At 69.6% G+C, this 23,341-nt stretch carries 17 protein-coding genes; 11 read left to right on the top strand and 6 right to left on the bottom strand.

Annotation, left to right across the window (positions count from 1 at the left end; all coding sequences use genetic code 11):
* Positions 1-147: 147 nt before the first annotated feature.
* A complete protein-coding gene (gene typA, locus Ahu01nite_RS01960) occupies positions 148-2,013 on the bottom strand; it encodes a translational GTPase TypA (RefSeq protein ID WP_203834600.1) in 1,866 nt (621 codons plus the stop codon).
* A gap of 172 nt (positions 2,014-2,185) precedes the next feature.
* Here typA and Ahu01nite_RS01955 point away from each other — a divergent pair, with 172 nt between their 5' ends.
* Together Ahu01nite_RS01955 and Ahu01nite_RS01950 are read left to right on the top strand one after the other, a co-directional pair.
* On the top strand, positions 2,186-2,989 hold the full coding sequence (locus Ahu01nite_RS01955) for a lytic transglycosylase domain-containing protein (protein ID WP_203834599.1): 804 nt from the start codon (positions 2,186-2,188) through the stop codon (positions 2,987-2,989).
* A gap of 284 nt (positions 2,990-3,273) precedes the next feature.
* Positions 3,274-3,696 carry an uL11 family ribosomal protein gene (locus Ahu01nite_RS01950; protein WP_203834598.1) on the top strand — a complete coding sequence of 141 codons (423 nt, stop codon included), beginning with the start codon at positions 3,274-3,276 and terminating at the stop codon, positions 3,694-3,696.
* Positions 3,697-3,830: 134 nt separating this feature from the next.
* Here the strand turns inward: Ahu01nite_RS01950 and Ahu01nite_RS01945 are convergent, their stop codons facing one another.
* From Ahu01nite_RS01945 to Ahu01nite_RS01935, 3 genes are all read right to left on the bottom strand, one after another.
* A complete protein-coding gene (locus Ahu01nite_RS01945) occupies positions 3,831-4,490 on the bottom strand; it encodes an ATP-dependent Clp protease proteolytic subunit (RefSeq protein WP_203834597.1) in 660 nt (219 codons plus the stop codon).
* Between the two features lie 214 nt (positions 4,491-4,704).
* Positions 4,705-5,358, bottom strand: coding sequence for an MBL fold metallo-hydrolase (locus tag Ahu01nite_RS01940; RefSeq protein WP_203834596.1), 654 nt, complete (start codon positions 5,356-5,358; stop codon positions 4,705-4,707).
* 1 nt (position 5,359) lies between these two features.
* Complete coding sequence (locus tag Ahu01nite_RS01935) at positions 5,360-6,058, bottom strand: maleylpyruvate isomerase N-terminal domain-containing protein (protein ID WP_203834595.1); 699 nt, start codon at positions 6,056-6,058, stop codon at positions 5,360-5,362.
* 167 nt (positions 6,059-6,225) lie between these two features.
* On the opposite strand from Ahu01nite_RS01935, the gene rsgA reads away from it, so the two are divergent.
* The 8 genes from rsgA (at position 6,226) to whiA (ending at position 19,046) form a co-directional block, all read left to right on the top strand.
* Entirely contained in the window at positions 6,226-7,257 is a 1,032-nt protein-coding gene (rsgA, locus tag Ahu01nite_RS01930) for a ribosome small subunit-dependent GTPase A (RefSeq protein WP_203834594.1), read from the top strand.
* A 36-nt stretch (positions 7,258-7,293) separates the two neighbouring features.
* The gene (locus tag Ahu01nite_RS01925) at positions 7,294-9,087 is read left to right on the top strand and encodes a hypothetical protein (RefSeq protein ID WP_203834593.1); all 1,794 of its coding nucleotides are present in this window, start codon (positions 7,294-7,296) and stop codon (positions 9,085-9,087) included.
* Positions 9,088-9,220: 133 nt separating this feature from the next.
* Positions 9,221-12,184 carry an excinuclease ABC subunit UvrA gene (gene uvrA, locus Ahu01nite_RS01920; RefSeq protein ID WP_203834592.1) on the top strand — a complete coding sequence of 988 codons (2,964 nt, stop codon included), beginning with the start codon at positions 9,221-9,223 and terminating at the stop codon, positions 12,182-12,184.
* 277 nt (positions 12,185-12,461) lie between these two features.
* Positions 12,462-13,007, top strand: coding sequence for a Rieske (2Fe-2S) protein (locus Ahu01nite_RS01915; RefSeq protein ID WP_203834591.1), 546 nt, complete (start codon positions 12,462-12,464; stop codon positions 13,005-13,007).
* 175 nt (positions 13,008-13,182) lie between these two features.
* On the top strand, positions 13,183-15,363 hold the full coding sequence (uvrC, locus tag Ahu01nite_RS01910; RefSeq protein ID WP_239158556.1) for an excinuclease ABC subunit UvrC: 2,181 nt from the start codon (positions 13,183-13,185) through the stop codon (positions 15,361-15,363).
* Positions 15,364-16,119: 756 nt separating this feature from the next.
* The gene (rapZ, locus tag Ahu01nite_RS01905) at positions 16,120-17,016 is read left to right on the top strand and encodes an RNase adapter RapZ (protein WP_203834604.1); all 897 of its coding nucleotides are present in this window, start codon (positions 16,120-16,122) and stop codon (positions 17,014-17,016) included.
* Positions 17,013-18,023, top strand: a complete 1,011-nt coding sequence (locus Ahu01nite_RS01900; RefSeq protein ID WP_203834590.1) for a gluconeogenesis factor YvcK family protein — start codon at positions 17,013-17,015, stop codon at positions 18,021-18,023. The genes rapZ and Ahu01nite_RS01900 overlap by 4 nt, the downstream gene beginning before the upstream one ends.
* 42 nt (positions 18,024-18,065) lie before the next feature.
* Complete coding sequence (gene whiA / locus Ahu01nite_RS01895; RefSeq protein ID WP_203834589.1) at positions 18,066-19,046, top strand: DNA-binding protein WhiA; 981 nt, start codon at positions 18,066-18,068, stop codon at positions 19,044-19,046.
* Between the two features lie 4 nt (positions 19,047-19,050).
* Here whiA and Ahu01nite_RS01890 read toward each other — a convergent pair whose 3' ends face one another.
* Both Ahu01nite_RS01890 and Ahu01nite_RS01885 read right to left on the bottom strand, forming a co-directional pair.
* Entirely contained in the window at positions 19,051-20,238 is a 1,188-nt protein-coding gene (locus tag Ahu01nite_RS01890) for an MFS transporter (RefSeq protein WP_203834588.1), read from the bottom strand.
* Positions 20,235-22,475, bottom strand: a complete 2,241-nt coding sequence (locus Ahu01nite_RS01885) for a glycoside hydrolase family 3 C-terminal domain-containing protein (protein ID WP_203834587.1) — start codon at positions 22,473-22,475, stop codon at positions 20,235-20,237. The genes Ahu01nite_RS01890 and Ahu01nite_RS01885 overlap by 4 nt, the downstream gene beginning before the upstream one ends.
* Before the next feature lie 59 nt (positions 22,476-22,534).
* Here Ahu01nite_RS01885 and Ahu01nite_RS01880 point away from each other — a divergent pair, with 59 nt between their 5' ends.
* Positions 22,535-23,137 carry a TetR/AcrR family transcriptional regulator gene (locus tag Ahu01nite_RS01880; protein ID WP_203834586.1) on the top strand — a complete coding sequence of 201 codons (603 nt, stop codon included), beginning with the start codon at positions 22,535-22,537 and terminating at the stop codon, positions 23,135-23,137.
* The last annotated feature ends 204 nt before the right edge of the window (positions 23,138-23,341 follow it).

The raw sequence follows: 23,341 nt of genomic DNA, 5'->3' as shown, positions 1-23,341 counted from the left end.
GTGGGCCGGGTTGCTGTGGGCCGGGTTGCTGTGGGCCGGGTTGCTGTGGGCCGGGTTGCTGTGGGCCGGGTTGCTGTGGGCCGGGTTGCGGGCGTAAACGAAAACCGCCGCTCTGGTAGGCGTACCCAGAGCGGCGGTTTTGGTTTGTCAGCCTTGGTTCTTGCGGCGGGAAGCGGCGCGGCCGCGGGTCTGCTGGTCGAGGACGACCTTGCGGATGCGGATCGCGGTCGGTGTGACCTCGACGCATTCGTCCTCGCGGCAGAACTCGAGGGACTGCTCCAGCGACAGCTTGCGCGGCGGGATCACCTTTTCGGTGTTGTCCGCGCTGGCGGCGCGCATGTTGGTGAGCTTCTTCTCCTTGGTGATGTTGACGTCCATGTCGTCCTCGCGGCTGTTCTCACCGATGATCATGCCTTCGTAGACCTCGGTGGTCGGCTCGACGAAGAGCTGGCCGCGCTCCTGGATGTTGATCATGGCGAACGGGGTGACCACGCCGGCGCGGTCGGCAACCAGGGAGCCGTTCTGGCGGGTGCGCAACTCGCCGAACCAGGGCTCGTAGGCCTCGAACAGGTGGTGCATGATGCCTGTGCCGCGGGTCTCGGTGAGGAACTCGGTGCGGAAGCCGATCAGGCCGCGCGCCGGGACCAGCCACTCCATGCGGAGCCAGCCGGTGCCGTGGTTGATGAGCTCCTCCATACGGCCCTTGCGGGTGGAGAGCAGCGTGGTGATGGCGCCCATGTATTCGTCGGGGGCGTCGATGGTGAGACGCTCGACCGGCTCGTGGACCTTGCCGTCGATGGTCTTGGTGACCACCTGGGGCTTGCCGACGGTCAGCTCGTAGGACTCGCGGCGCATCTGCTCGACCAGGATGGCGAGGGCGAGCTCACCACGGCCCTGGACCTCCCACGCGTCGGGGCGCTCGGTGTTGAGGATGCGGAGCGAGACGTTACCGATCAGCTCCTTGTCGAGGCGGTCCTTGACCATGCGGGCGGTGACCTTGGCGCCCTTGACCTTGCCGACCAGCGGCGAGGTGTTGGTGCCCAGGACCATCGAGATGGCCGGCTCGTCGACGCTGATCAGCGGCAGGGGGATCGGGTTCTCGGCGTCGGCGAGGGTCTCGCCGATCATGATGTCGGCGATGCCGGCGACGGCCATGATGTCGCCGGGGCCGGCGCTCTCGGCCGGCTTGCGGTCGAGTCCCTCGGTGATCAGCAGCTCGGAGATGCGCACGTTGCTGATCGTGCCGTCGGTCTTGCACCAGGCCACGGTCTGGCCCTTGCGGATCGTGCCCTCGTGGACGCGGCAGAGCGCGAGCCGGCCGAGGAAGTTGGACGCGTCGAGGTTGACGACGTGTGCCTGCAGCGGGGCGCCCTCGGTGTAGGTCGGGGCGGGGATGGTCTCGAGGATCGTGCTGAACAGCACCTCGAGGTCGGTCGCGTCCTCGGGGACGGTGCCGTCCTTGGGCTGGGTCAGCGAGGCGATGCCGTCGCGCGCGCACGCGTAGACGATCGGGAACTCGATCTGGTGCTCGTCGGCGTCGAGGTCGAGGAAGAGCTCGTAGGTCTCGTCGACGACCTCCTTGATCCGGGCGTCGGGGCGGTCGACCTTGTTGATGATCAGGATGATCGGCAGCTTGGCCGCCAGCGCCTTGCGGAGCACGAACCGGGTCTGCGGCAGCGGGCCCTCGCTGGCGTCGACCAGCAGGGCGACGCCGTCGACCATGGTGAGGCCGCGCTCGACCTCACCACCGAAGTCGGCGTGGCCGGGGGTGTCGATGATGTTGATCGTGACGGGCTCGCCGTCGGCGGGCTTGTAGCTGATCGCCGTGTTCTTGGCGAGAATGGTGATGCCCTTTTCCCGCTCCAGGTCCATGGAGTCCATGGCGCGGTCGGCCATCTCGCCCCGTGCGTGGGACTGGCTCCCCTGGCGCAGCATGGCGTCGACCAGGGTTGTTTTGCCATGGTCGACGTGGGCGATGATGGCGACGTTGCGTAGGTCGGTGCGGGTCTGCATAGAGCTATTGTCCCCGGTCTGGGTTGCGATTGTCGCCCCGGGGTCGATCCCTGTGGGATAGCCGGAACCGGTTGCGGCACCTGTTCTTTATGTCCCGTTTGCCGGGCGGCGACGAGACCCCTCCGCTGTTAGCGTTCAGCCGTCGGATCGGCACCGCGGAAGGACCCCGTCGATGGATCGCAAGCTCTCGTGGGTTGCCGCCGGAATTGCCGCGATAGTGATGGTCGGCGGCTGTGGGCTGTTCCGCGACGACACCGGGCAGGCCTCCTCGCTCGCCGGTCCCGTGGCCGAGACCGCGTCGGTCGCGCCGACCTCGCCGGCCGACAAGACCGAGTCGCCCTCGCCGGAACCAAAACCGTCGCCGTCGAAATCCAAGAAGCCGAAGCCCAAGCCGTCGAAGACCTCGGCCACGCCGACCGAGGACCCCAACAACTTCCAGCTGCCGGCCTGCGCGAAGCACGAGGGCAAGCTGGTCTCCAAGAGCAAGGCCAAGGCGGCGCTCAAGACGGCCGCGGCCAAGACCTACTGGCCGACCTCGGCGCCCGAGCTCAAGGTCCCCAGCCGCCTGGTGATCGCCACGGCCTGGCACGAGAGCGGCTGGCAGTCCGACGTCGTCAACTGCGACGGCGGCCGGGGGCTGATGCAGGTGATGCCCGACACGGAAGCGTTCATCAACAATCGCTTCGCGCAGACGTACGACAGCCACGACTACAAGCAGAACGCCGTGCTCGGCGCCAACTACCTGGCGTGGCTCACCAAGGTCTTCGGCGAGCTCTACTTCAAGAACACCTATGACCTGAGCCCCGCCAAGTGCAGGTCAAAATCCGACATGTGCCTGCTCAACATGGTCATCTCCGGCTACAACGTGGGCCGGGGCCCGGTCGAGGAGGCGTACGCGTCCAAGAAGCTCCCCAATCCCGAATACGTCAGCACCGTCCGCTATCTGATGCTGTCCTGCTACTGCGACAAGTACTGACAGCCGCGGGCCGGAGCGCCTGCTCGCAGGACCGGGTCGGTGGCCCGGCCGGGGTCGGCGTATGATGTCAAGTGAACCCGAGGCTGTGCGCCGCTGCTCTTTGCGTCAGGACCGTTCTGCGTTTCAGGATGGTTCGTGTGTCAGGACCGGTCCGTGTGTCAGGACCGATGTGCGTTTTGACCTGTGAACGAGCGCAGTAGTAAAGTCTCGGGGTTGTCGTGCGTCGAGATGCTGGCGAGCTCCTGAATTTGGCCCGTGCAGCACACACTAAGGAGCTTTGCGTAATGCCGCCCAAGAAAAAGACCCATGAGGTAACCCTCGCGCTTGAGGCGGGTAACGCCGCGATGGTGGACCTCGGTAAGATGCTTGGCCCGACCGGTGCCAACATGCGTGCCGTCAAGCTTGAGTACGACGAGGCGACGTCGAAGAACCGTGGCGAGATCATCCCGGTCATCGTCAGCGTCTTCGAGGACCGCAGCCACCAGCTCGCCTACAAGACGCCGCCGACGAGCTTCCTGATCCGCAAGGCTCTGGGCATCCAGTCGGGCGCGTCCAACCCGCTGACGCAGACGGTGGGCACGCTGAGCAACGACCAGATCAAGGCGATCGCGGAGCGCAAGCTCCCCGACCTCAACGCCAACGACCTGGACGCCGCGATCAAGGTCGTGGCCGGCACCGCGCGCTCCATGGGCGTCAAGGTTCCGTGAGCAAGCACGCCTGAGCAGTAAAGCTTCGCCCGACGGCGCGGTTCCCTCCGGGGAGCCGCGCCGTCGGCGTATCCGCGCCCTGGAGCACACGGACGCCGGGGGCCCGACATCGGGGGTCGGCGGTCACCGGGTGGTCACTCTTCGAGGGTGCCGCCTTTGCCGACGATGGTGTCGATGAGGCCGTAGGCCTTGGCTTCCTCGGCGGAGAGGATGCGGCCGGCGGAGAGGTCGTCCTCGATCCGGCTGCGGGTCTGGCCGGTGACCTCGACCAGGCGCAGGACGACTTCTTCCAGCTCCCTGAGGTGCTGGCCGGCAGCGGCGGCGACCTCGTCGGCCGTACCCATGACCCCGGCCGCGCGGGGTTCGGCCAGGCGGAAGCGAGCATGCCTGTAGGCGGACCGCTGCTGCGCGGCGGCCAGAACGGCGAGGACAGCGCCTCCGGCCTCGGACGTGACCACGGCGTGGACCGGTGCCGTCATCGCGTCGATCACGTCGATGACCGCGTGGGCGGCGTTGAGGTCGCCCGATCCGCTGGCCACGTGGAGCTGGATCGGCTCCGGGCCGGAGGCGTCGAGGGTGAGCAGGGCGGCCGCCGTGCTGGAGGCCGTGTGACCGGTCAATGAGCCTCTGATCATGACGATGCGCTGGTCGAAGAGGCGTTCCTCGAGCCAGCCGGGGATGCCGGGGCCCGCGCCGCCGGGGCTGCCGTTGGGCCACGGGCCGGGTGTCTGCCAGGGCTCGGGGGCGGCGGGCTGGGACGGCTGCCAGCGCAGGCTGTCGTAGCGAGGATCCATCGCGACCTCCGGAGGGCTCGGGGTCCTCCGACTCTACGTTCGCGCCCGCCGCCCCCGGCAACCGTTTCGCCGAAGGCTTACCAAGCCCGGGGCGCGCCAGCCGAAGGCCCGGGTGCGCGAGCCGAAGGCCCGGGTGCGCGAGCCGAAGGCCCGGGTGCGCGAGCCGAAGGCCCGGGTGCGCGAGCCGGAGACCCCGGGTGTGCCAGCCGGAGGCTTACCAGCCGCGGGCGCGCCACTCCGGCAGGCTGGGACGTTCGGCGCCGAGGGTGGAGTCGTTGCCGTGGCCCGGGTAGAACCAGGTGTCGTCGGGGAGCCGGTCGAACAGCTTGGCGGACACGTCGTTGATGAGCGACGTGAACTTTGCCTTGTCCCCGCCTGTGGCGCCGACGCCGCCGGGGAACAGGCTGTCCCCGGTGAACAGGTGAGCGATGCCGCCCGGCTCGCGGTAGAGCAGCACGATCGAGCCGGGAGTGTGCCCCACCACGTGGATCACTTCGAGGGTGCAGTCGCCGACGGTGATCGTGTCGCCATCGTTGACCGTTTCGGTGACCACCGGGATGGCGGCCGCGTCGTCCGTGCCGGCGATGGACCGTGCCCCGGTCGCCTTGACGATTTCCGCCAGTGCGCCGTGGTGGTCCCAGTGCTGGTGGGTGGTCACCACGGTGGTCAGGCCGGCGTCGCCGATCAGGCCGAGCAGGACCGGGGCCTCGCTGGCCGCGTCGATCAGCAGCTGGCTGCCGTCGGATCCACAGCGCAGCAGGTAGGCGTTGTTGTTGTGGGTGCCGACGGCGACCTTGGTGACCGTCAGGCCGTTCAGCTCGCGGACCGCGGGAGCCGAGCCCACGGTCACGTCTCCGGTGTAAGTCATGTCACTTCCATCTTCCTGGTACGGGCAGTTCTCCGTCGGGGGCGACCGTCAGGTCCGCGCCGTCGCCGCGGCCGGCCAGCCAGGCGGTGATCGAGCGGGTCGGGCCCCCGATCACCGGGGTCGTGCCGGTGGCCTCGCCGATGGTCAGCGCATGGTCGGTGCCCTGCGGGCGCAGGATCATCGGGGTGCTCGCATGGGCGCCGCCGGTGACAATCTCGCGGAGCAGGCGCAGCGCGAACGCGTCGGACCAGTCCTGCGGGGTGTACTCGCCGCCGAGGTCGACGTGGTGCACGGCGACCTCGCGCAGCCGGGCCCAGGGGACCGCCGCCGCGGACTGGCCGGTGGAGGGCAGGACGAACGTCCACGCCTCGGCGGGCATCGCGGCGGCCGCGTCCGCGAATCGTTCGTGGGCTTCGCGGATGTCGTCGAGCTGCTCGGCGAGCGGGCGCCGGCGGCCCGCCTCGATTCCTTCGTCGCGCGCGGTCGGCGACGCGTACTGGGGTGTCTCCACGCCGGTCCGCGCCCAGGTCAGCAGGTTGGTGTAGGAGTCGGCGTTGCGGGCGACGTGGGTGAGCACGTGGCCGACCGTCCAGCCCGGCAGCAGGGAGGCCGCGCCGGGGTCGAGCTGCTCCGCGGTGCCGAGCAGCAGCTCGGTCGCCTGATCGACATCGGTCATGAGGACCAAGGGATCCATCGTCACGCCAAGACCCTAGCGCCCGCGGCCGCCGGAATTCGCTTTCGTGGCGGTGGCGGCGTACGTACCGTCAGTGCAGACGCGTCGAGAACAACCCGTGGAGGAGGTGGGATCCCGTGCTTGTCCGTGCGTCCCCTCTTCGATCCGGTCTTTTTCGACACTAAGGGTTAATCATGTCCGACCTGCCCGCACTGGGTTGGGACGCGACTCTCGCGTCCGCATATCGTCCCTTCGACCGCCCCGACACGTGCGCGGGCCGGGTTCTGCGCGCTGACCGTGGCGTCTGCACCGTGCTCACCGACGACGGCGTCCAACGTGCCAGTCTGGCCGGCAATCTGCTGCTCAGCGCGGTCGGTGATCCCGCCGATCTGCCCTGCGCCGGTGACTGGGTGGTGCTGCGGCGCTGGCCCGACCGGCGAACCACCGTCGAGCTGGTGCTGCCACGACGGACCGTGCTCATCCGGCGTACGGCCGATAAAGACTCTCGTGGCCAGGTCCTGGCCGCCAACATGGACACCGTCGCGGTTGTCGAACCGCTGCATCCGATGCCCGACGACGCACGTGTCGAACGTCTCCTCGCTCTTGCTTTCGAGTCGGGTGCGCAACCACTGATCGTGCTTTCCAAGAGCGACACGTCGGGGGACCCGCAGGCGGTCGCGCGCCAGCTTTCCAAGATCGCTTCAGGGGTACGCGTCCAGCCCGTCAGCACCCGCACCGGCGCCGGCATCGCCGAGCTGCGCGAATACGTCACCGCGGGCCGGACCCTGGCGCTGCTGGGGCGCTCCGGCGCGGGCAAGTCGACGCTCGTCAACGCTCTCGCGGGGACGGACGTGATGGGCGTCCAGGAGATCCGGCGCGCCGACGGTAAAGGCCGGCACACCACCGCGTACAGAAATCTGGTCCTGATCCCCGGTGGGGGTGCCGTGCTGGACACACCCGGCATCCGTGGGGTCGGGCTGCTCGACACGGCCGGCGGTCTCGACCGGGCCTTCGCGGATGTCGCGGAGATGGCCGAGCACTGCAGGTTCAGTGACTGTGGTCACGACGGCGAGCCGGGGTGTGCGATCCAGGACGCCCTCGCGGACGGCGATCTGACGCCCCGGCGATGGGAGAGCTGGCGCAAACTGCACCACGAGGTGGCCGTCGAGAGCGGTCGCCGGGCCGTCCGGCTGGCCGGTGCCAACCGCCGTCGCCCGAGACGGTGACGCTGAGGAAACACGGTCCTCTGGCAAGATGCCGGGATGCCCACGATCGAGGAAGAGGTCAGCCCGGCCCCCGCTGAACAGCTGACACCCGAGCCACGCACCCGTCGTGGCCTCGGGAGTCTCTGGGCGCTGCTCAGCTATCCGGTGCTCGCTGTGGTCGTCATGATCCAGCTGTGGATCAGCCCGTCCGGGCGGGTGCTCGCCTCCAACGACGACGACCACGGCTTCTTCCTGTTCGTGCTGGCGCACGGCGAGCGGGTCGTCTTCCACGGCGACAACCCGTTCTTCACCGACCGGATGAACGTGCCGGACGGCGTCAACCTGATGGCCAACACGTCGGTGCTGGCGCTGACCGTGCCTTTTGCCCCGATAACCCACTTCTTCGGCCCGGGGCTCTCGCTGGTCCTGCTGCTCACTCTCGGTCTGGCGGGCACAGCGGCGGCATGGTGGTGGGTCTTTACCCGCCATTTCGTACGGTCCAGGCGTGCGGCCTGGATCGGCGGTCTGTGGTGCGGCTTCGCGCCGGCGATGGTGTCGCACGCCAACGGCCACCTCAACTTCGTGGCCCAGTTCGTCGTGCCCTTCATCGTGTGGCAGGTGCTGCGGCTGCGTGAGCCCGGGCGGATCGTGCGCGGCGGTGTCATCCTCGGGCTGCTGGTCGTGGTCCAGGTCTTCCTCAACGAGGAGGTCCTGCTCTTCACCGCGATGGCGCTGTTCGTCTTCGTCGTCGCCTATGCGTGTTTCAACCTGGCGCAGGCCAGGGAAGTGGCGCGGCGGTTCCTCCTCGGGCTCGGTGTGGCGGGTGTCACGGCGCTGGCGCTCCTCGCGTACCCGCTGTGGTGGCAGTTCTCCGGGCCGCAGAGCTACAGCGGGCAGCCGTTCGAGCCGGGCAAGTTCGTCACCGACCTGTTCGCGATCGGTGCGTACGCGCGGCAGTCGCTGGCCGGCAACGGGGCCATCGCCCGGACCCTGAGCGTCAGCCCGACCGAGGACGACTCGTTCTGGGGCGTGCCGATGCTGGTCATGCTCGTGGTCTGCGGGGTGATGCTGTGGCGCACGCTCGCCGCCCGCGCCGCGATGATCGCGGGCTTCGTCCTGTTGATCGCCTCTCTCGGGCCCCGGCTGCGGGCCGGCGGCGTCGACACGGGCATCCCGCTGCCGTTCGCGCTGGTCCAGCACGTGCCGATCATCGACCTGGTCAGCGTCACCCGGTTCGCGATGGTGCCGACCACGATCATCGGCGTCCTGCTCGCGCTGGCCTGCGACCGGGTGCCGGTCCTCGGGCCCCGGCGCCGGATCGCGTTCTGGCTCGGCATGGTCGCCGCCGTCGTCCCCGTGCTGCCCAAGCCGTTGCCGGTGGTCGACGCGCCGCCGCTGCCGCCGTTCGTCTCGCAGGGGATCTGGCGGGAGTACGTCGATCAGGACGAGACCATCGTCACGGTGCCGCTTCCGGAGGTGACGACCGGGCGTACGGGGATGCGCTGGTTCGCGCTCACCGGCCTCGACTATCCCGTGCCGCGCGGATACTTCATGGGTCCGGCGAACGAGGCCGACCGCACCGGCTCGTGGAACGCCGCCCCGCGACCCACCGCTGACCTGCTGCGCATCGCGGGGGCGTACGGTCGGAGACCGGTCATCAGCGAAGCCGACCGTGCGGCGGCGTTCACCGACCTCACCTACTGGCGTGCCTCCGTGGTGGTCCTCACCCCGGACGCGCCGAACCACGAACTGATGGCTTCGATCCTCACCGACCTGCTCGGGTTCGCGCCCAAGGAGGTCGGCGGGGTGCAGCTCTGGGACCTGCGGGGGATGCTTCACCCCACGGGATGACGATCGTTTACCCGACGGGGTGACGGGAATGACCGGCAGACCCGTGACGCTGTACCTCGCTGGCGGAAAAATGTCGTACCCCGAACGTAGGGTGGCGGCGCCCATCGTCTTCACATAAACGGAGTGGCTGGCTGTGGCCGACCGACTGATTATTCGTGGCGCGCGCGAGCACAACCTGCGCGACGTCAACCTTGACCTGCCCCGTGACGCCATGATCGTGTTCACCGGGCTCAGCGGCTCGGGCAAGTCCAGCCTCGCCTTCGACACGATCTTCGCGGAGGGGCAGCGGCGGTACGTCGAGTCGCTCTCGTCGTACGCGAGGCAGTTCCTCGGGCAGATGGACAAGCCCGACGTCGACTTCATCGAGGGCCTCTCCCCGGCCGTCTCGATCGACCAGAAGTCGACCTCCCGCAACCCGCGGTCCACCGTCGGCACCATCACCGAGGTCTACGACTACCTGCGGCTGCTCTTCGCGCGCACGGGCGTCCCGCACTGCCCGGTCTGCGGCGAGCTGATCAGCAAGCAGAGCCCGCAGCAGATCGTCGACCGGGTCATGGCGATGCCCGACGGCACCAAGTTCATGGTGCTCGCCCCGGTCGTGCGCGGCCGCAAGGGTGAATACGTCGATCTCTTCGCCGAGCTGCAGGCCAAGGGTTACGCGCGGGCCCGGGTCGACGGGGTGGTCCACCCGCTGACCGAGGTGCCGAAGCTCAAGAAGCAGGAGAAGCACACCATCGAGGTGGTGGTCGACCGGCTCAGCGTCAAGGCGTCCAGCAAGCAGCGCCTGACCGACTCGGTCGAGTCCGCGCTCGGCCTGGCCGGCGGCATCCTGCTGCTCGACTTCGTCGACCTGCCCGAGGACGACGCCAACCGCGAGCGGCTCTTCTCCGAGCACCTGGCCTGCCCCAACGAGCACCCCCTCGCGATCGAGGATCTCGAGCCGCGGGTCTTCTCCTTCAACGCGCCCTATGGCGCCTGCCCGGAATGCACCGGCCTGGGCACGAAGAAGGAGGTCGACCCCGAGCTGATCATCCCGGACGAGGAGCGCAGCCTGCGCGAGGGCGCGATCCAGCCCTGGTCCGGCGGCTCGACCCTCGAATACTTCCTGCGGCTGCTCGAGGCGCTGGGCAAGGCCGAGGGCTTCAGCGTCGACACCCCGTGGCGGGCACTGCCCACCCGCGCGCAGAAGACCATCCTGTACGGCTCCGACGACCAGGTCCACGTCCGTTACCGCAACAAGTACGGGCGTGAGCGCTCCTACTACACCGGTTTCGAAGGCGTCATGCAGTGGATCGAACGCCGGCACAACGACACCGAGAGTGACTGGTCGCGCGACAAGTACGAGGGCTACATGCGCGACATCCCGTGCCCGACCTGTGGCGGCACCCGCCTCAAGCCCGAGGTGCTGGCCGTCACGATCGACGGCAAGAGCATCGCCGAGGTCACCAACATGTCGATCGGCGACTGCGCCGAGCTGCTGTCCTCGATCGAGCTGGACGACCGGCAGAAGATGATCGCCGAGCGCGTGCTCAAGGAGATCAACGCGCGGCTGCAGTTCCTCGTCGACGTCGGCCTCGACTACCTGTCGCTCGACCGTGGCGCGGGCACGCTCTCGGGCGGCGAGGCGCAGCGCATCCGGCTCGCGACCCAGATCGGCTCAGGCCTGGTCGGCGTGCTCTACGTGCTGGACGAGCCGTCGATCGGCCTGCACCAGCGCGACAACCACCGGCTGATCGAGACGCTCGTGCGGCTCAAGAAGCTCGGCAACACCCTGATCGTGGTCGAGCACGACGAGGACACGATCCGCACCGCCGACTGGATCGTCGACATCGGTCCCGGCGCGGGCGAGCACGGCGGGCACATCGTGCACTCCGGTTCGGTGAAGGGGCTGCTGGCGAACAAGGAGTCGCCGACCGGGGCGTACCTCTCGGGTCGTAAGAAGATCCCGATGCCGGCCATCCGCCGCCCGCAGGAGCCGGGCCGCGAGCTGGTCGTGCAGGGTGCCCGCGAGCACAACCTGCGCAACCTCACCGTGCCGTTCCCGCTCGGGCAGTTCATCGCGGTGACCGGGGTCAGCGGTTCGGGCAAGTCCACACTGGTCAACGACATCCTCTACACGGTGCTGGCCAACCAGGTCAACGGCGCCCGGATGGTCCCCGGCCGGCACCTGCGCATCAGCGGCCTCGAGAACGTCGACAAGGTCGTCGGGGTGGACCAGTCCCCGATCGGCCGGACACCGCGCTCCAACCCGGCTACCTACACCGGCGTCTTCGACCACGTCCGCAAGCTGTTCGCCGAGACGCCCGAGGCGAAGGTCCGCGGCTACGGCCCCGGCCGGTTCTCGTTCAACGTCAAGGGCGGCCGCTGCGAGAACTGCTCCGGCGACGGCACGATCAAGATCGAGATGAACTTCCTGCCCGACGTGTACGTCCCCTGCGAGGTCTGCAAGGGGGCGCGCTACAACCGGGAGACCCTCGAGGTCCACTACAAGGGCAAGACGATCTCCGAGGTGCTGGAGATGCCGATCGAGGAGGCCGCCGGGTTCTTCGAGGCCATCACGGGCATCCACCGGCACCTCAAGACGCTGGTCGACGTCGGCCTCGGCTACGTGCGGCTCGGGCAGAGCGCCCCGACGCTGTCCGGCGGCGAGGCGCAGCGCGTCAAGCTGGCCTCCGAGTTGCAGAAACGCTCCACCGGCCGGACCGTCTATGTGCTCGACGAGCCGACCACGGGCCTGCACTTCGAGGACATCCGCAAGCTGCTGCTGGTCCTCAACGGACTGGTCGACAAGGGCAACACGGTCATCACGATCGAGCACAACCTCGATGTGATCAAGAACGCCGACTGGCTGATCGACATGGGCCCCGAGGGCGGCAACAAGGGTGGTCTCGTGCTTGCCACGGGCACCCCCGAGGAGATCGCCGAGGTTCCCGGCAGTCACACCGGGCAGTACCTACGCCCGATGCTCGAGCTCAAGGGCGAACCGGCCGGCTCCCCGGCGGCCGTCGCGCGGGCGGCCAAGGCCAACGGCGAGAAGGCCCCGGCCAAGGCGACGAAGCCGCGGGCGCCCAGGGCGCGTACCAAAGCCGCGGTCTGATTGTTCTTTGAGGCACGTCTGATTTTTCTTTAAAGCACAGGTAACTCACAGCAACAACGCGCGTTCCTCCTCACGAGGGACGTGCGTTGCTGCTTTCGGCCTGGTTCGGGGTGCTTGACCGCTCCTCACCGGGGAAACGTGCCGGAAATCTATGTATCCGGGCGGATAATTTCCTCGGTGGAGCATGAACCACATCGCCGGAGCGCGCGTATATCCAAGCAACGCCGTGTGACGTCATCACGCGGAACAGCGGGTAATCGAAGGGTTTGGCGAACAGATGACTGACGTGCAGACGAGGCCCGACACCGAGATCACGGGCACCGACGAGAAGGCCGCAGGCACCTCGACGGCCACCTCCCGGCGCGTCGTGCTCGTGGGCGCCGGAGCGCTCGGCGCCGGGTGCCTCCTCGCCGCCTGCGGCACCGACACCAGCACCAGCTCCGGGACCACCGGCTCCAACGGCGGCGACTTCAGCAACAACCCGGCACCGGCCGGCAGTGCGACCGCGGACCCGGCCGGCGGGGGCGACTCCTCGGGTGGCGGCGAGACCCTCGCGGCGGTCGCCGACGTGCCCGAGGGCGGCGGCATCATCAAGGGTGACTACGTCATCACGCAACCCACGGCCGGCGAGTTCAAGGCCTTCAGCAAGATCTGTACGCACCAGGGCTGCCCGGTCAACAAGGTCGACGGCGGCCAGATCGCCTGCCCGTGCCACGGCAGCTTCTTCTCCATCAAAGACGGCTCGCCGACGGCCGGACCGGCCAAGAAGGCGCTGCCCGAGACCAAGGTCAAGGTGGACGGCGACAACATCGTCGCGGCCTGACGATCGGCGTGAGGACCTGGGGCCGGCCATGACCCCTGCCGAGGTGGCCGGTCCCATTCTCATCGCGCTGTCGGCGCTGTCGCGATCGCCCGGTGGCCGGAGGCCCGACGCCGTGGCGGCGGCAACGGGCCTCCGGTCCGGAAATCATGTCAGAGGGTCGCACTAGTGTGGAGTGGTGCCTGACCCGTCCAGCTACCGTCCGGCGCCCGGGACCATTCCGGACGCTCCCGGTGTCTACCGCTTCCGTGATCCGACCGGCCGCGTCATCTACGTCGGCAAGGCCAAGAGCCTCCGCAGCCGGCTGAATTCCTACTTCGCCGACACGTGGACCCTGCACGCGCGCACCCAGCAGATGGTCACCACGGCCTCCGCCGTCGACTGGGTGACCGTCGCCAGCGAGGTCGAAGCGCTGCAGCTCGAGTTCTCCTGGATCAAGGAGTTCGACCCCCGGTTCAACGTCAAATACCGCGACGACAAGTCGTACCCGTTCCTCGCCGTGACGCTGAACGAGGAATACCCCCGCCTGCAGGTCATGCGGGGCGCCAAGCGTAAGGGCGTCCGTTACTTCGGGCCGTACAGTCATGCCTGGGCGATCCGGGAAACCCTGGATCTCCTCCTGCGGGTCTTCCCGGCCCGCACCTGCTCGGCCGGCGTCTTCAAACGGTCCGGCCAGATCGGGCGCCCCTGCCTGCTCGGCTATATCGGCAAATGCTCCGCGCCCTGCGTCGGCACGGTCAGCGCCGAGCAGCACCGCGCCATCGTCGATGATTTCTGCGACTTCATGGCCGGGCGCACCGACGCCTTCGTCAAACGCCTCGAGCGCGACATGCTCGACGCCTCCGAGCAGCTCGAGTTCGAAAAAGCGGCCCGCCTGCGCGACGACATCGCCGCGCTGCGCAAAGCCATGGAGAAGCAGACCGTCGTCCTCGGCGACGGCACCGACGCCGACGTGGTCGCCTTCGCCGAAGACCCCCTCGAAGCCGCCGTCCAGGTCTTCCACGTCCGCGACGGCCGGGTCCGCGGCCAGCGCGGCTGGGTCGTCGACAAGGTCGAGGACCTCACCACCGGCGATCTTGTCCACCACTTCTGCACCCAGGTCTACGGCGACGAGCACGGCGAGAACGACGTCCCCCGCGAGCTGCTCGTCCCCGAGCTCCCCCCGGACCACGTCGCCCTGGAGAACTGGCTCTCCGAGCACCGCGGCAGCCGCGTCTCCCTGCGCATCCCGCAACGCGGCGACAAACGCTCCCTGCTCGAAACGGTCGCCCGCAACGCCGGCGAGTCCCTGCAACGCCACAAACTGCGCCGCGCCGGCGACCTCACCACCCGCAGCAAGGCCCTCGACGAGATCGCCGAAGCCCTCGCCATGGACTCCGCCCCACTGCGCATCGAATGCTTCGACGTCTCCCACATCCAGGGCACCGACGTCGTCGCCAGCATGGTCGTCTTCGAGGACGGCCTGCCCCGCAAGAGTGAATACCGCCGCTTCTCGGTCCGCGGCAACCCCGACGGCACCGGCCTCGACGACCTCGCCGCCATGAGCGAGGTCATGCGCCGCCGCTTCGGCCGCTACAAAGCCCAGCCCGATGCCGTCGAATCCGCCGCCGTCGAGGTCGACGGCGAGGTGGCCACCAACGAGCTGCCCGGCATCGACCCGCTCACGGGCAAGCCGCGCCGGTTCGCCTACCCGCCGCAGCTCGTCGTGGTCGACGGCGGGCAGCCCCAGGTCAATGCGGTCGCCGCGGTCCTGTCCGATCTGGGGATCACCGACGTCGCGCTGTGCGGCCTGGCGAAACGGCTCGAGGAGGTGTGGGTCCCGGGCGAGGACTTCCCGGTCATCCTCCCGCGCACGTCAGAATCCCTCTACCTGCTCCAACGGGTACGCGACGAGGCGCACCGCTTCGCCATCACGTTCCACCGGGAGCGGCGCTCCAAGCGGATGACGGCTTCCGCGCTGGACAATGTCCCCGGGCTGGGGGAGACGCGGCGCAAGGCGCTGCTCCGGCACTTCGGCTCCCTCAAGAAGCTCGGCCAGGCCACGCCGGAGGAGATCACCGAGGTCCCCGGAATCGGTCGCCGGACCGCGGAGGCTGTTCTCGCCTCGCTCGCGGGCGATGCGCCCAAGCCGGGCGGTGGCATGCAGGATGCATCGGCGGGGGAGATGGCGGACGGCGATGGTGGTGGTGCGGCGGGTGGCGCGGTGGGCGATGCGGCGGGTGGTGCCGGGCGGACCAAGGCGGGGGCCGCGAGGACGAGAGTTGCCCGGCCACCGGTGCCGCCGCCGACGCCCGTCCCCGTGATCGCCGAGGACCAGCCTGTCCAGCGCGCCGCCGAGCCCGCCGACGGCGGGAGCTGAGGCCGGGTGGGGCGCACCCGTCAAAACCTGACGACGGCGGGGCTGAGGGCCGGGGCGCCCGTCAAGGCTGATAGCGGCGGGGGCTGAGGGCTCCGGCGCCCGTCAAGGCTGTTAGCAGCGGGGGCTGAGGGCTCCGGCGCCCGTCAAGGCTGACCGCGGCGGGGACTGAGGGCCGGGTGGGGCGCGGCCTCCAAGACTGACCCAGGTGGGAGTTGAGGGGCGGCCCCGTCGAGGCTGCCGGCTGAGGGCGCCGTGGTTCGGGGGTGACGTGGGGCTGATGGTGCAGGTGGGGCCGTCGCTGTGGTTGCTGTGTGGCGTTGGTTCGATACGGGTGGTGAGCTGGGCGTACGGAATAGGGATGTCTGGTTTTGCTGTTGAGGCGGTGGGTGGGAAACGTGGCCGGGTGATCTCGGGCGGGCGGTTTGGCCGATCGGGTAGCGGACATCATGTCCGGCGGCCAAGGGTGGTTGCTTCGGCCTAGGATGCAGTGTCCACCCGCGGTGGGTGACCTTCTTCGGGCGGCTCACGCTCCGGTTGGCTCAGGCTCCGGTTGGCTCACGGCGAATGCGCGGCCGGGGTGAGTAGGACCCGGGGTGAGTAACGCCGGGTTAGCAACGCAGGGGTGAGCAGGGCCGGGGTGCGAAACGCCGGGGTGCGAAACGCCGGGGTGCGAAACGCCGGGGTGAGTAGGGCCGGGTGGGCCGGCAGTCATAGCGGGTAGCAGTTCTGTCCAGGAGGAAGTGCGTGACCGAGTCGATGCCGGAGTTCGTTCCGGAGCCGGCGCCGGACGAGGAGAGTGTCGACCTCGTGGTGGTGACCGGGGTTTCCGGTGGTGGCCGTAGTACGGTCGCCCGTGCCCTGGAGAACGTCGGCTTCTATGTCGTCGACAATCTGCCCCAGGCGTTGATGCTGGACATGGCCCAGTTGGCGTTCGCCGCCGGTGGGGCTGCCCGGCGTACGGCCATGGTGCTGGATGTCCGGAGCCGGGCCTTCTCGACCGACCTGGCCGGGGCGGTGCGGGTGCTCAAAGAGCGCGGTTTCCTGCCGCGGGTCGTGTTCGTCGACGCCGATGACGAGGTGCTGATCCGCCGGTTCGAGTCGGTGCGCCGGTCGCATCCGTTGCAGGGTGACGGACGGTTGTCGGACGGTATCGCTGCGGAGCGGAAGCTGCTCGAGGAGGCGCGCGAGCAGGCTGACGTGATCATTGACACCAGTCACCTGAACGTGAACCAGCTCCGGCGGCGGGTGGAGGAGTTGTTCGGCGGGGAGGATGCGCGCCGGCTGCGGATCACCGTGTTGTCGTTCGGGTTCAAGTACGGGCTGCCGCCGGATGCGGATTATGTGCTGGATGCCAGGTTCCTCCCGAACCCGTTCTGGGTGCCGGAGCTGCGGGAGCACACCGGTCTGGAGGAGGGCGTCAGCAACTACGTCCTCGGGCAGGAAGGCGCCAACGACTTCGTGGGCACCTACGCGGGCCTGATCGCCGCCACCGCGCCCGGGTTCGAGCGGGAGGGTAAGCGTTACCTGACCGTCGCCGTGGGCTGCACCGGCGGGAAGCACCGCAGCGTCGCTATCGCCGAGGAGTTGACCTCCCGCCTGCGCGACATCCGCCTGTCCGCCCACTCGTCCCACCGCGACCTGGGCCGCGAATGAGGCCCATCAAGGTGGTCGCGTTCGGCGGCGGGCACGGGCTGGCGGCCTCGCTGCGCGGGCTTCGTCACTGCGAGCCGGCGCTCGACCTCGACATCACCGCCGTGGTCACGGTCGGTGACAACGGCGGCTCGAGTGGCCGGCTGCGCGCCGAGCGGGACGCCCAGCTCCCGCCGGGTGACCTGCGGATGGCGCTGGCGGCGCTCGCCGACGAGGAGCCGGGCCATCAGAGCACCGTCAAGCTGATGCAGCACCGGTTCGCCCCGATCAACAACCCGGACCGCCGGCAGAGCGACGTGGATCGCCGGACCGGCTCGTACGACCCGCTCGCCGGTCACGCCGTGGGAAACCTCCTGCTGCTCGGCCTGATGGAGCTCACCGGCGATCCGGTCGAGGCGCTGCAGCACGCCGGGTGGATGGTCGGCGCCAAGGGGAAGGTCCTGCCGATGGCCTGCCACGCGGTCGGGATCGAGGCCGACGTCCGTGGGGGAGATCCCGCGCTGCCCGATGATGTGGTCACGGTGAGTGGTCAGCATGCGGTCGCCGTCACGAACGGTCACGTGGAAAACGTACGCATAGTGCCTGCTTCTCCGCCTGCCTGTCCCGACGCGCTGGACGCCATCCGGGACGCCGACTGGCTGATCTTCGGACCGGGCAGCTGGTACACGAGCGTGCTCCCGCATCTGCTCGTGCCGGAGCTGGCGGACGCGATCGTGGCGAGCCCGGCGCGGCGGCTGGTGACGCTGAACCTCGCGGCCGACAACGAGACGGCCGGTTTGTCGGTGGCCGACCACCTTGCAGCGCTGCACTGGTACCTTCCGGCGCTGCGGGTGGACACCGTCCTCGCCGACGCCAAGTGGGTGGGGGAACCGGACCCGGTGCACCGCGCGGCCGAGGCGCTCGGGGCCCGGCTGGTCCTCGCGCCACTGGCCGTGGCCGATGGCAGTCCCAAGCATGATCCTGAGTCGTTGGGCACAGCACTGGTGCCGGTACTCGGAGTCGATCGTTAAAGCAACTGGCGTACCGCGATACAAGCAAGAGGTGACTTCGAGATGGCGATGACGGCAGCGGTCAAGGACGAGCTGAGCCGGGTCGACGTACCCAAGCCGTGCTGCCGCCGTGCGGAGATGGCCGCCCTGCTGCGTTTCGCCGGCGGGCTGCACATCGTCTCCGGCCGGGTGGTCGTCGAGGCGGAGCTGGACACCGGCGCGGTCGCGCGGCGCCTGAGGCGGGAGATCGCCGATGTGTACGGCTACCCGAGCGAGGTGCACGTCCTCGCGTCGGGCGGCCTGCGCAAGGGCAGCCACTACATCGTCCGCATCGTGAAGGACGGCGAGGCGCTGGCACGTCAGACGGGCCTGCTCGACGTCCGCGGCCGTCCGGTGCGGGGCCTGCCCCCGCACGTGGTCTCGGCGAACGTCTGCTGCGCGGTCGCCGCGTGGCGGGGCGCGTTCATGGCCCACGGCTCACTGACCGAGCCGGGCCGCTCCAGCGCGCTGGAGATCACCTGTCCGGGCCCCGAAGCGGCGCTGGCCCTGCGCGGCGCCGCCCGCCGCATCGGCATCACCGCCAAGGAGCGCGAGGTCCGCGGCGTGGACCGGGTGGTGATCAAGGACGGAGACGCGATCGCAGCGCTCCTCACCCGCATAGGAGCGCACTCCAGCGTGCTCGCCTGGGAGGAGCGACGCGTACGCCGTGAGGTCCGCGCCACCGCCAACCGCCTCGCCAACTTCGACGACGCCAACCTCCGCCGCTCCGCGCGCGCCGCCGTGGCCGCCGCCGCCCGGGTCACCCGCGCACTGGAGATCCTCGCCGAGGAGGCCCCGAACCACCTGACGTCCGCCGGTCAGCTCCGCCTGGAGCACCGGCAGGCGAGCCTGGAGGAGCTGGGCGCTCTCGCGGACCCGCCGCTGACGAAGGACGCGATCGCGGGCCGCATCCGCCGGCTGCTCGCCCTGGCCGACAAGCGGGCCCGTGACCTCGGCATCCCCGACACCGAGGCCGCGGTCACCCCCGAGATGATGGCCTGCTGACCGGTCAGTCGCCCGCCGGGTGCCGGTTGAGCAGGACGCGGCCGAGCAGCAGTGTCCCCACGCCCGCGATGACGACGCTGAGCAGGCCGATGCGGAGGCTGGAATGGTCGGCGACGAGGCCGACCAGCGGGGGTGAGGCCAGGAAGCCGATCCGCAGCACCCAGCTCACCACCGTCAGCCCGAGCCCGGACGGCAACCCCGGCAGCTCATCCGCGGTGTGCATCGCGGCCGGGACCAGCGTCGCCGTGCCCAGTCCGGCCAGGGCGAACCCCGCCAGCGCCGACCCCACCGACGGGAAGGCGAGCGCGAACCCCATCCCCGCAGCAGCCACCGCACCGCCGATCCGGGTGACGGTGCGCTGACCGAAGCGATCCACGAGACGGTCGCCGAGGAGGCGCCCGGCGGTCATCGCGACCTGCAGGGCCACGAACGCAAGACCCGCCACGGCCGCGGTAGCGCCGATGTCCTCCGTCATGAACAGCGCGCCCCACGATGCCCCGGCGTCCTCCACCAGCGCACCGAAGAGCGCCAGCAGCCCGAGGGCCGCCAGCATCCAGACCGCAGCCCGGGCGAAGGACCTGCCACCGGTCGCTGCCGGCCGTTCCGCTTCGTCGGGCCCACGCAGCAGATATCGGTACGCCGCCAGCGCCACGCCACTGAACAGCACCCCGGCGACGACCAGGTGGATCAGAAGCGGGACGTGCAGGCCCGCAGCCGCCGAGCCCATCAGGCCACCGAGCACGGCGCCGATGCTCCACACGCCGTGGAAGGAGTTGACGATCGAGCGGCCGTAGATGCGCTGGACGCGCAGGCCGTGGGCGTTCTGGGCGACGTCCACGACGGCGTCCGCGGCGCCCGAGCAGAACAGGACCACCGCCAGCAGCCACCAGCTGGGAACGACGGCGACCAGCAGGAACGCCGTCGCGATCAGCGGGATGCCGAACGACGCCGTACGCGCCGACCCGAGCAGCCGGATCGCCAGCGGCGCGAACAGGCCACCGGTGAGCGCACCGAGCGGTCCGGCCGCGAGTGCCGTGCCGAACAGGGCGTTGCTGAGGTCCAGATGCTCCTTGACCTCGGGATAGCGAGGAACGACGTTGGCGAACAGGGCGCCGTTGGTCAGGAAGACGGCGGCGACGGCCGCCCGGGCGCGACGGGCCCCGAGCGGCACAGCGACAGCGGCAGCGGTCATGAGAAGCGGGATACCGCCTCGCCGACCTGCGGCTCCGTGACCGGGAAGCCGGGGAAGCGGGAGAGCCGCAGCAGCGGGATGGCCCGCATCATCTGGCCGTTCTTCGGGTCGAACAGCATGGCGTCGAACGGGCCGTCGGCGAGCTGTTCGCGCAGCCAGGTGCCCGCGTCGGGGTGGGCGAGCCAGCCGTCGACCGTCGACTCGGCGGTCAGCGGGGTGACCACCTCGTCACCCGTGAGGGTGATCGTGGTGTCCAGGCGGATGTCCCGGGACGAGGAGCCGACGCGGATGCCGAACTCGCCGCCCTCGACCGTCCAGTCGCGCAGCGCGGGGTGCCAGAACGCGAACGCGCGCCGGTCCAGCTCCACGGTGACCTGCCTGCTCTCCCCGGGCGCGAGGCTGACCTGGGCGAACCCACGCAGCTCCTGCTCCGGCCGGTAGACGCTGGCCTGCGGGTCGGTGACGTACACCTGCACGGTCTCGGTGCCGGGCCGGGCTCCGCTGTTGGTCACCGTGAGGGAGACCCGCGCGGTGTCGGTCCCGGTCGTCACTTCCAGATCTCCGTACGCGAACGAGGTGTACGAGAGCCCGTGCCCGAACGGGTACGCGACCTCGAGCCGGTGCGCGTCGTACCAGCGGTAGCCGATGAGCAGCCCTTCGCCGTACCGGACGTGGCCCGCCTCGCCGGGGAACGCGCCGACGGTCGGGTTGTCCTCGTAGCGCACGGGTACGGTCTCGGCGAGCTTCCCGGCCGGGTTGGTCACGCCGAGCAGCAGGTCCGCGGTCGCGCTGCCGCCGGCCTGGCCGAGCAGCCAGCCCTCGAGGATCGCGCCGGCCCTGTCCTGCCAGGGCGCGACGGTGACGACCGAGCCGTTGGAGAGCACGACGGCCACGTTGTCGTTGACGTCAGCCACGGCGTTCAGCAGGTCGATCTGGTGCTGCGGCAGGTCCATGTGGTCGCGGTCGTAGCCCTCCGACTCGTACGACGGCGGCAGCCCCAGGAACACCACGGCGATCTCGGCGTCACGGGCGGCGGCGACGGCCTCCTCGACCAGGGCCGGGTCAGCCTCCTCGGACTCGATGACGAAGCCGGGTGCGAACACGACGTCGCGGGCGGCCCGGAGAGCGTCCAGCGCCGTGTCGACGCGGGTGGGGTTGACCTGCGACGAGCCGGCGCCCTGGAAACGCGGGGACCGGGCGAACTCCCCGATCACGGCGATCGTGCCGGGGGTGGCCAGGGGGAGCAGGTCGCCGTCGTTCTTGAGCAGGACGGCGCTCGCGGCGGCTGCCTCGCGGGCGAGCAGGTGGTGTGCGTCGGCGTCGAAGGTCTGCCCGGGCCTCAGCGCGGGCAGCGCCTTGTCCACCAGCTCGAGCACGCGGGTCACGGCGAGGTCGACGTCCTTCTCGCTGAGCGTGCCGGCCTTGACCGCGGCGAGGATCGTCGCCGTGCCGCCACCACCGGAGGAGGGCATCTCCAGGTCGAGCCCGGCGTGCACGCCCGCGTCGCGCTCGTTGACCGCGCCCCAGTCGGAGACCACCAGGCCCCGGTATCCCCACTCGTCGCGGAGCACGTCGGTGAGCAGCCAGCGGTCCTCGCTCGCGTACACCCCGTTGATCCGGTTGTAGGAACACATGACGGTCCACGGCTGGGCGCCGGTGACGACGCGCTCGAACGCGGGAAGGTAGATCTCGCGCAGCGTGCGCTCGTCGACGTCGGCGGAGACCGTCATCCGGTCGGTCTCCTGGTTGTTGGCGGCGAAGTGCTTCAGCGACGTGCCGACGCCCTCGCTCTGCACGCCGTTGACCAGCGCGGTTCCGAGAACACCGGCGAGCGCGGGGTCCTCGGAGAAATACTCGAAGTTGCGGCCGCAGAGCGGGGAGCGCTTCATGTTGATGCCGGGGCCGAGCAGCACCGCGACCTCCTCGGCGCGGCACTCGCGGCCCAGCGCGGCCCCGATGCGCTCCAGCAGCTCCGGGTTCCAGGTGGAGGCGAGCCCCGCGGCCGGCGGGAAGCAGGTGGCCGGAACGCTGTTGTGCAGCCCGAGATGGTCGCCCTCGCCAGACTGCTTGCGCAGCCCGTGCGGCCCGTCGGTGACCATCACGGCGGGGATGCCGAGCCGCTCGACCCCCTGTGTGTGCCAGAAGTCGGAGCCGTCGAGCAGACCGGCCTTCTCCTCCAGCGTGAGAGCGGTCAACAGGGTCGGGATGTCCAGCTGCGGGACGGCATCAGTACTCATGTTTCCAAGGTAACGCCGAAAACCTCCGTGCGGAAGTTTTCGGGAACTACGATGGCCGCGTGACCCAAGAACTTCAGCGCCGCGGCTCGTACGAGAAGGGTGTCCGGCGCAGGCAGGAGATCCTGGACCGGGCCATCGAGGTGTTCGCCGAGCGCGGCGCCCAGGGCACGTCGCTGCGCGCGATCGGGGAGGCGATCGGGGTCTCGCACGCGGCGCTCAAGCACTACTTCGACTCCCGCGAGGAGCTGCTCATCGAGGTCTACCGGGCCGCCGAGGAGCGCTCCACGCTCGGTGATCCCCCGGTGGGCACGACCGGCCCGGTCGGCCTGATGACCCATGCGGCGCGGCGCAACCACGGGGTGCCGGGGCTGGTGCAGCTCTATTCGACCCTGGTGGCCAGCGCCCTGGAGAACGGGCATGACGCTGCCCGCTCCTTCTTCTCGGCCCGCTTCCGCGACCTGCGTGGTCTTCTGGCGGATCGCGTACGCGAGGAGCAGCGCGACGGTCACATCCGCGCCGACATCGCCCCGGAGGCCGCGGCCGCGTTGATCATCGCGGCGTCGGACGGTCTGCAGACCCAGTGGCTGCTCGACCCCTCCGTCGACATCGAGGAGTCGCTGTCCTTGCTGGAGTCCTTACTGCAAGGGCCGCTGCGGTCGTAAAACCGTATGTGCGTACCGTAGGGATATTTTTTTGATGTCACCCTGAAGTAACGATCAGGTAGCGCCCCAGCAGCGACGTCTCGATCCTCCTCGGCTAGGGTCTTGGTGACGGCGACGGAGCCGGGCAGGACGGCCGACGCGGGTTTCTGGGGTCGGCACGAAGACCTCCGCCGGTCGCTTCCGGCGGACCGAAATGAGGAGATC

Source organism: Winogradskya humida (genome assembly GCF_016862215.1).
Classification (GTDB): domain Bacteria; phylum Actinomycetota; class Actinomycetes; order Mycobacteriales; family Micromonosporaceae; genus Actinoplanes; species Actinoplanes humidus.
Note: the sequence above shows the minus strand (reverse complement) of the source record. Positions and strands in the feature narration are given on the sequence as shown.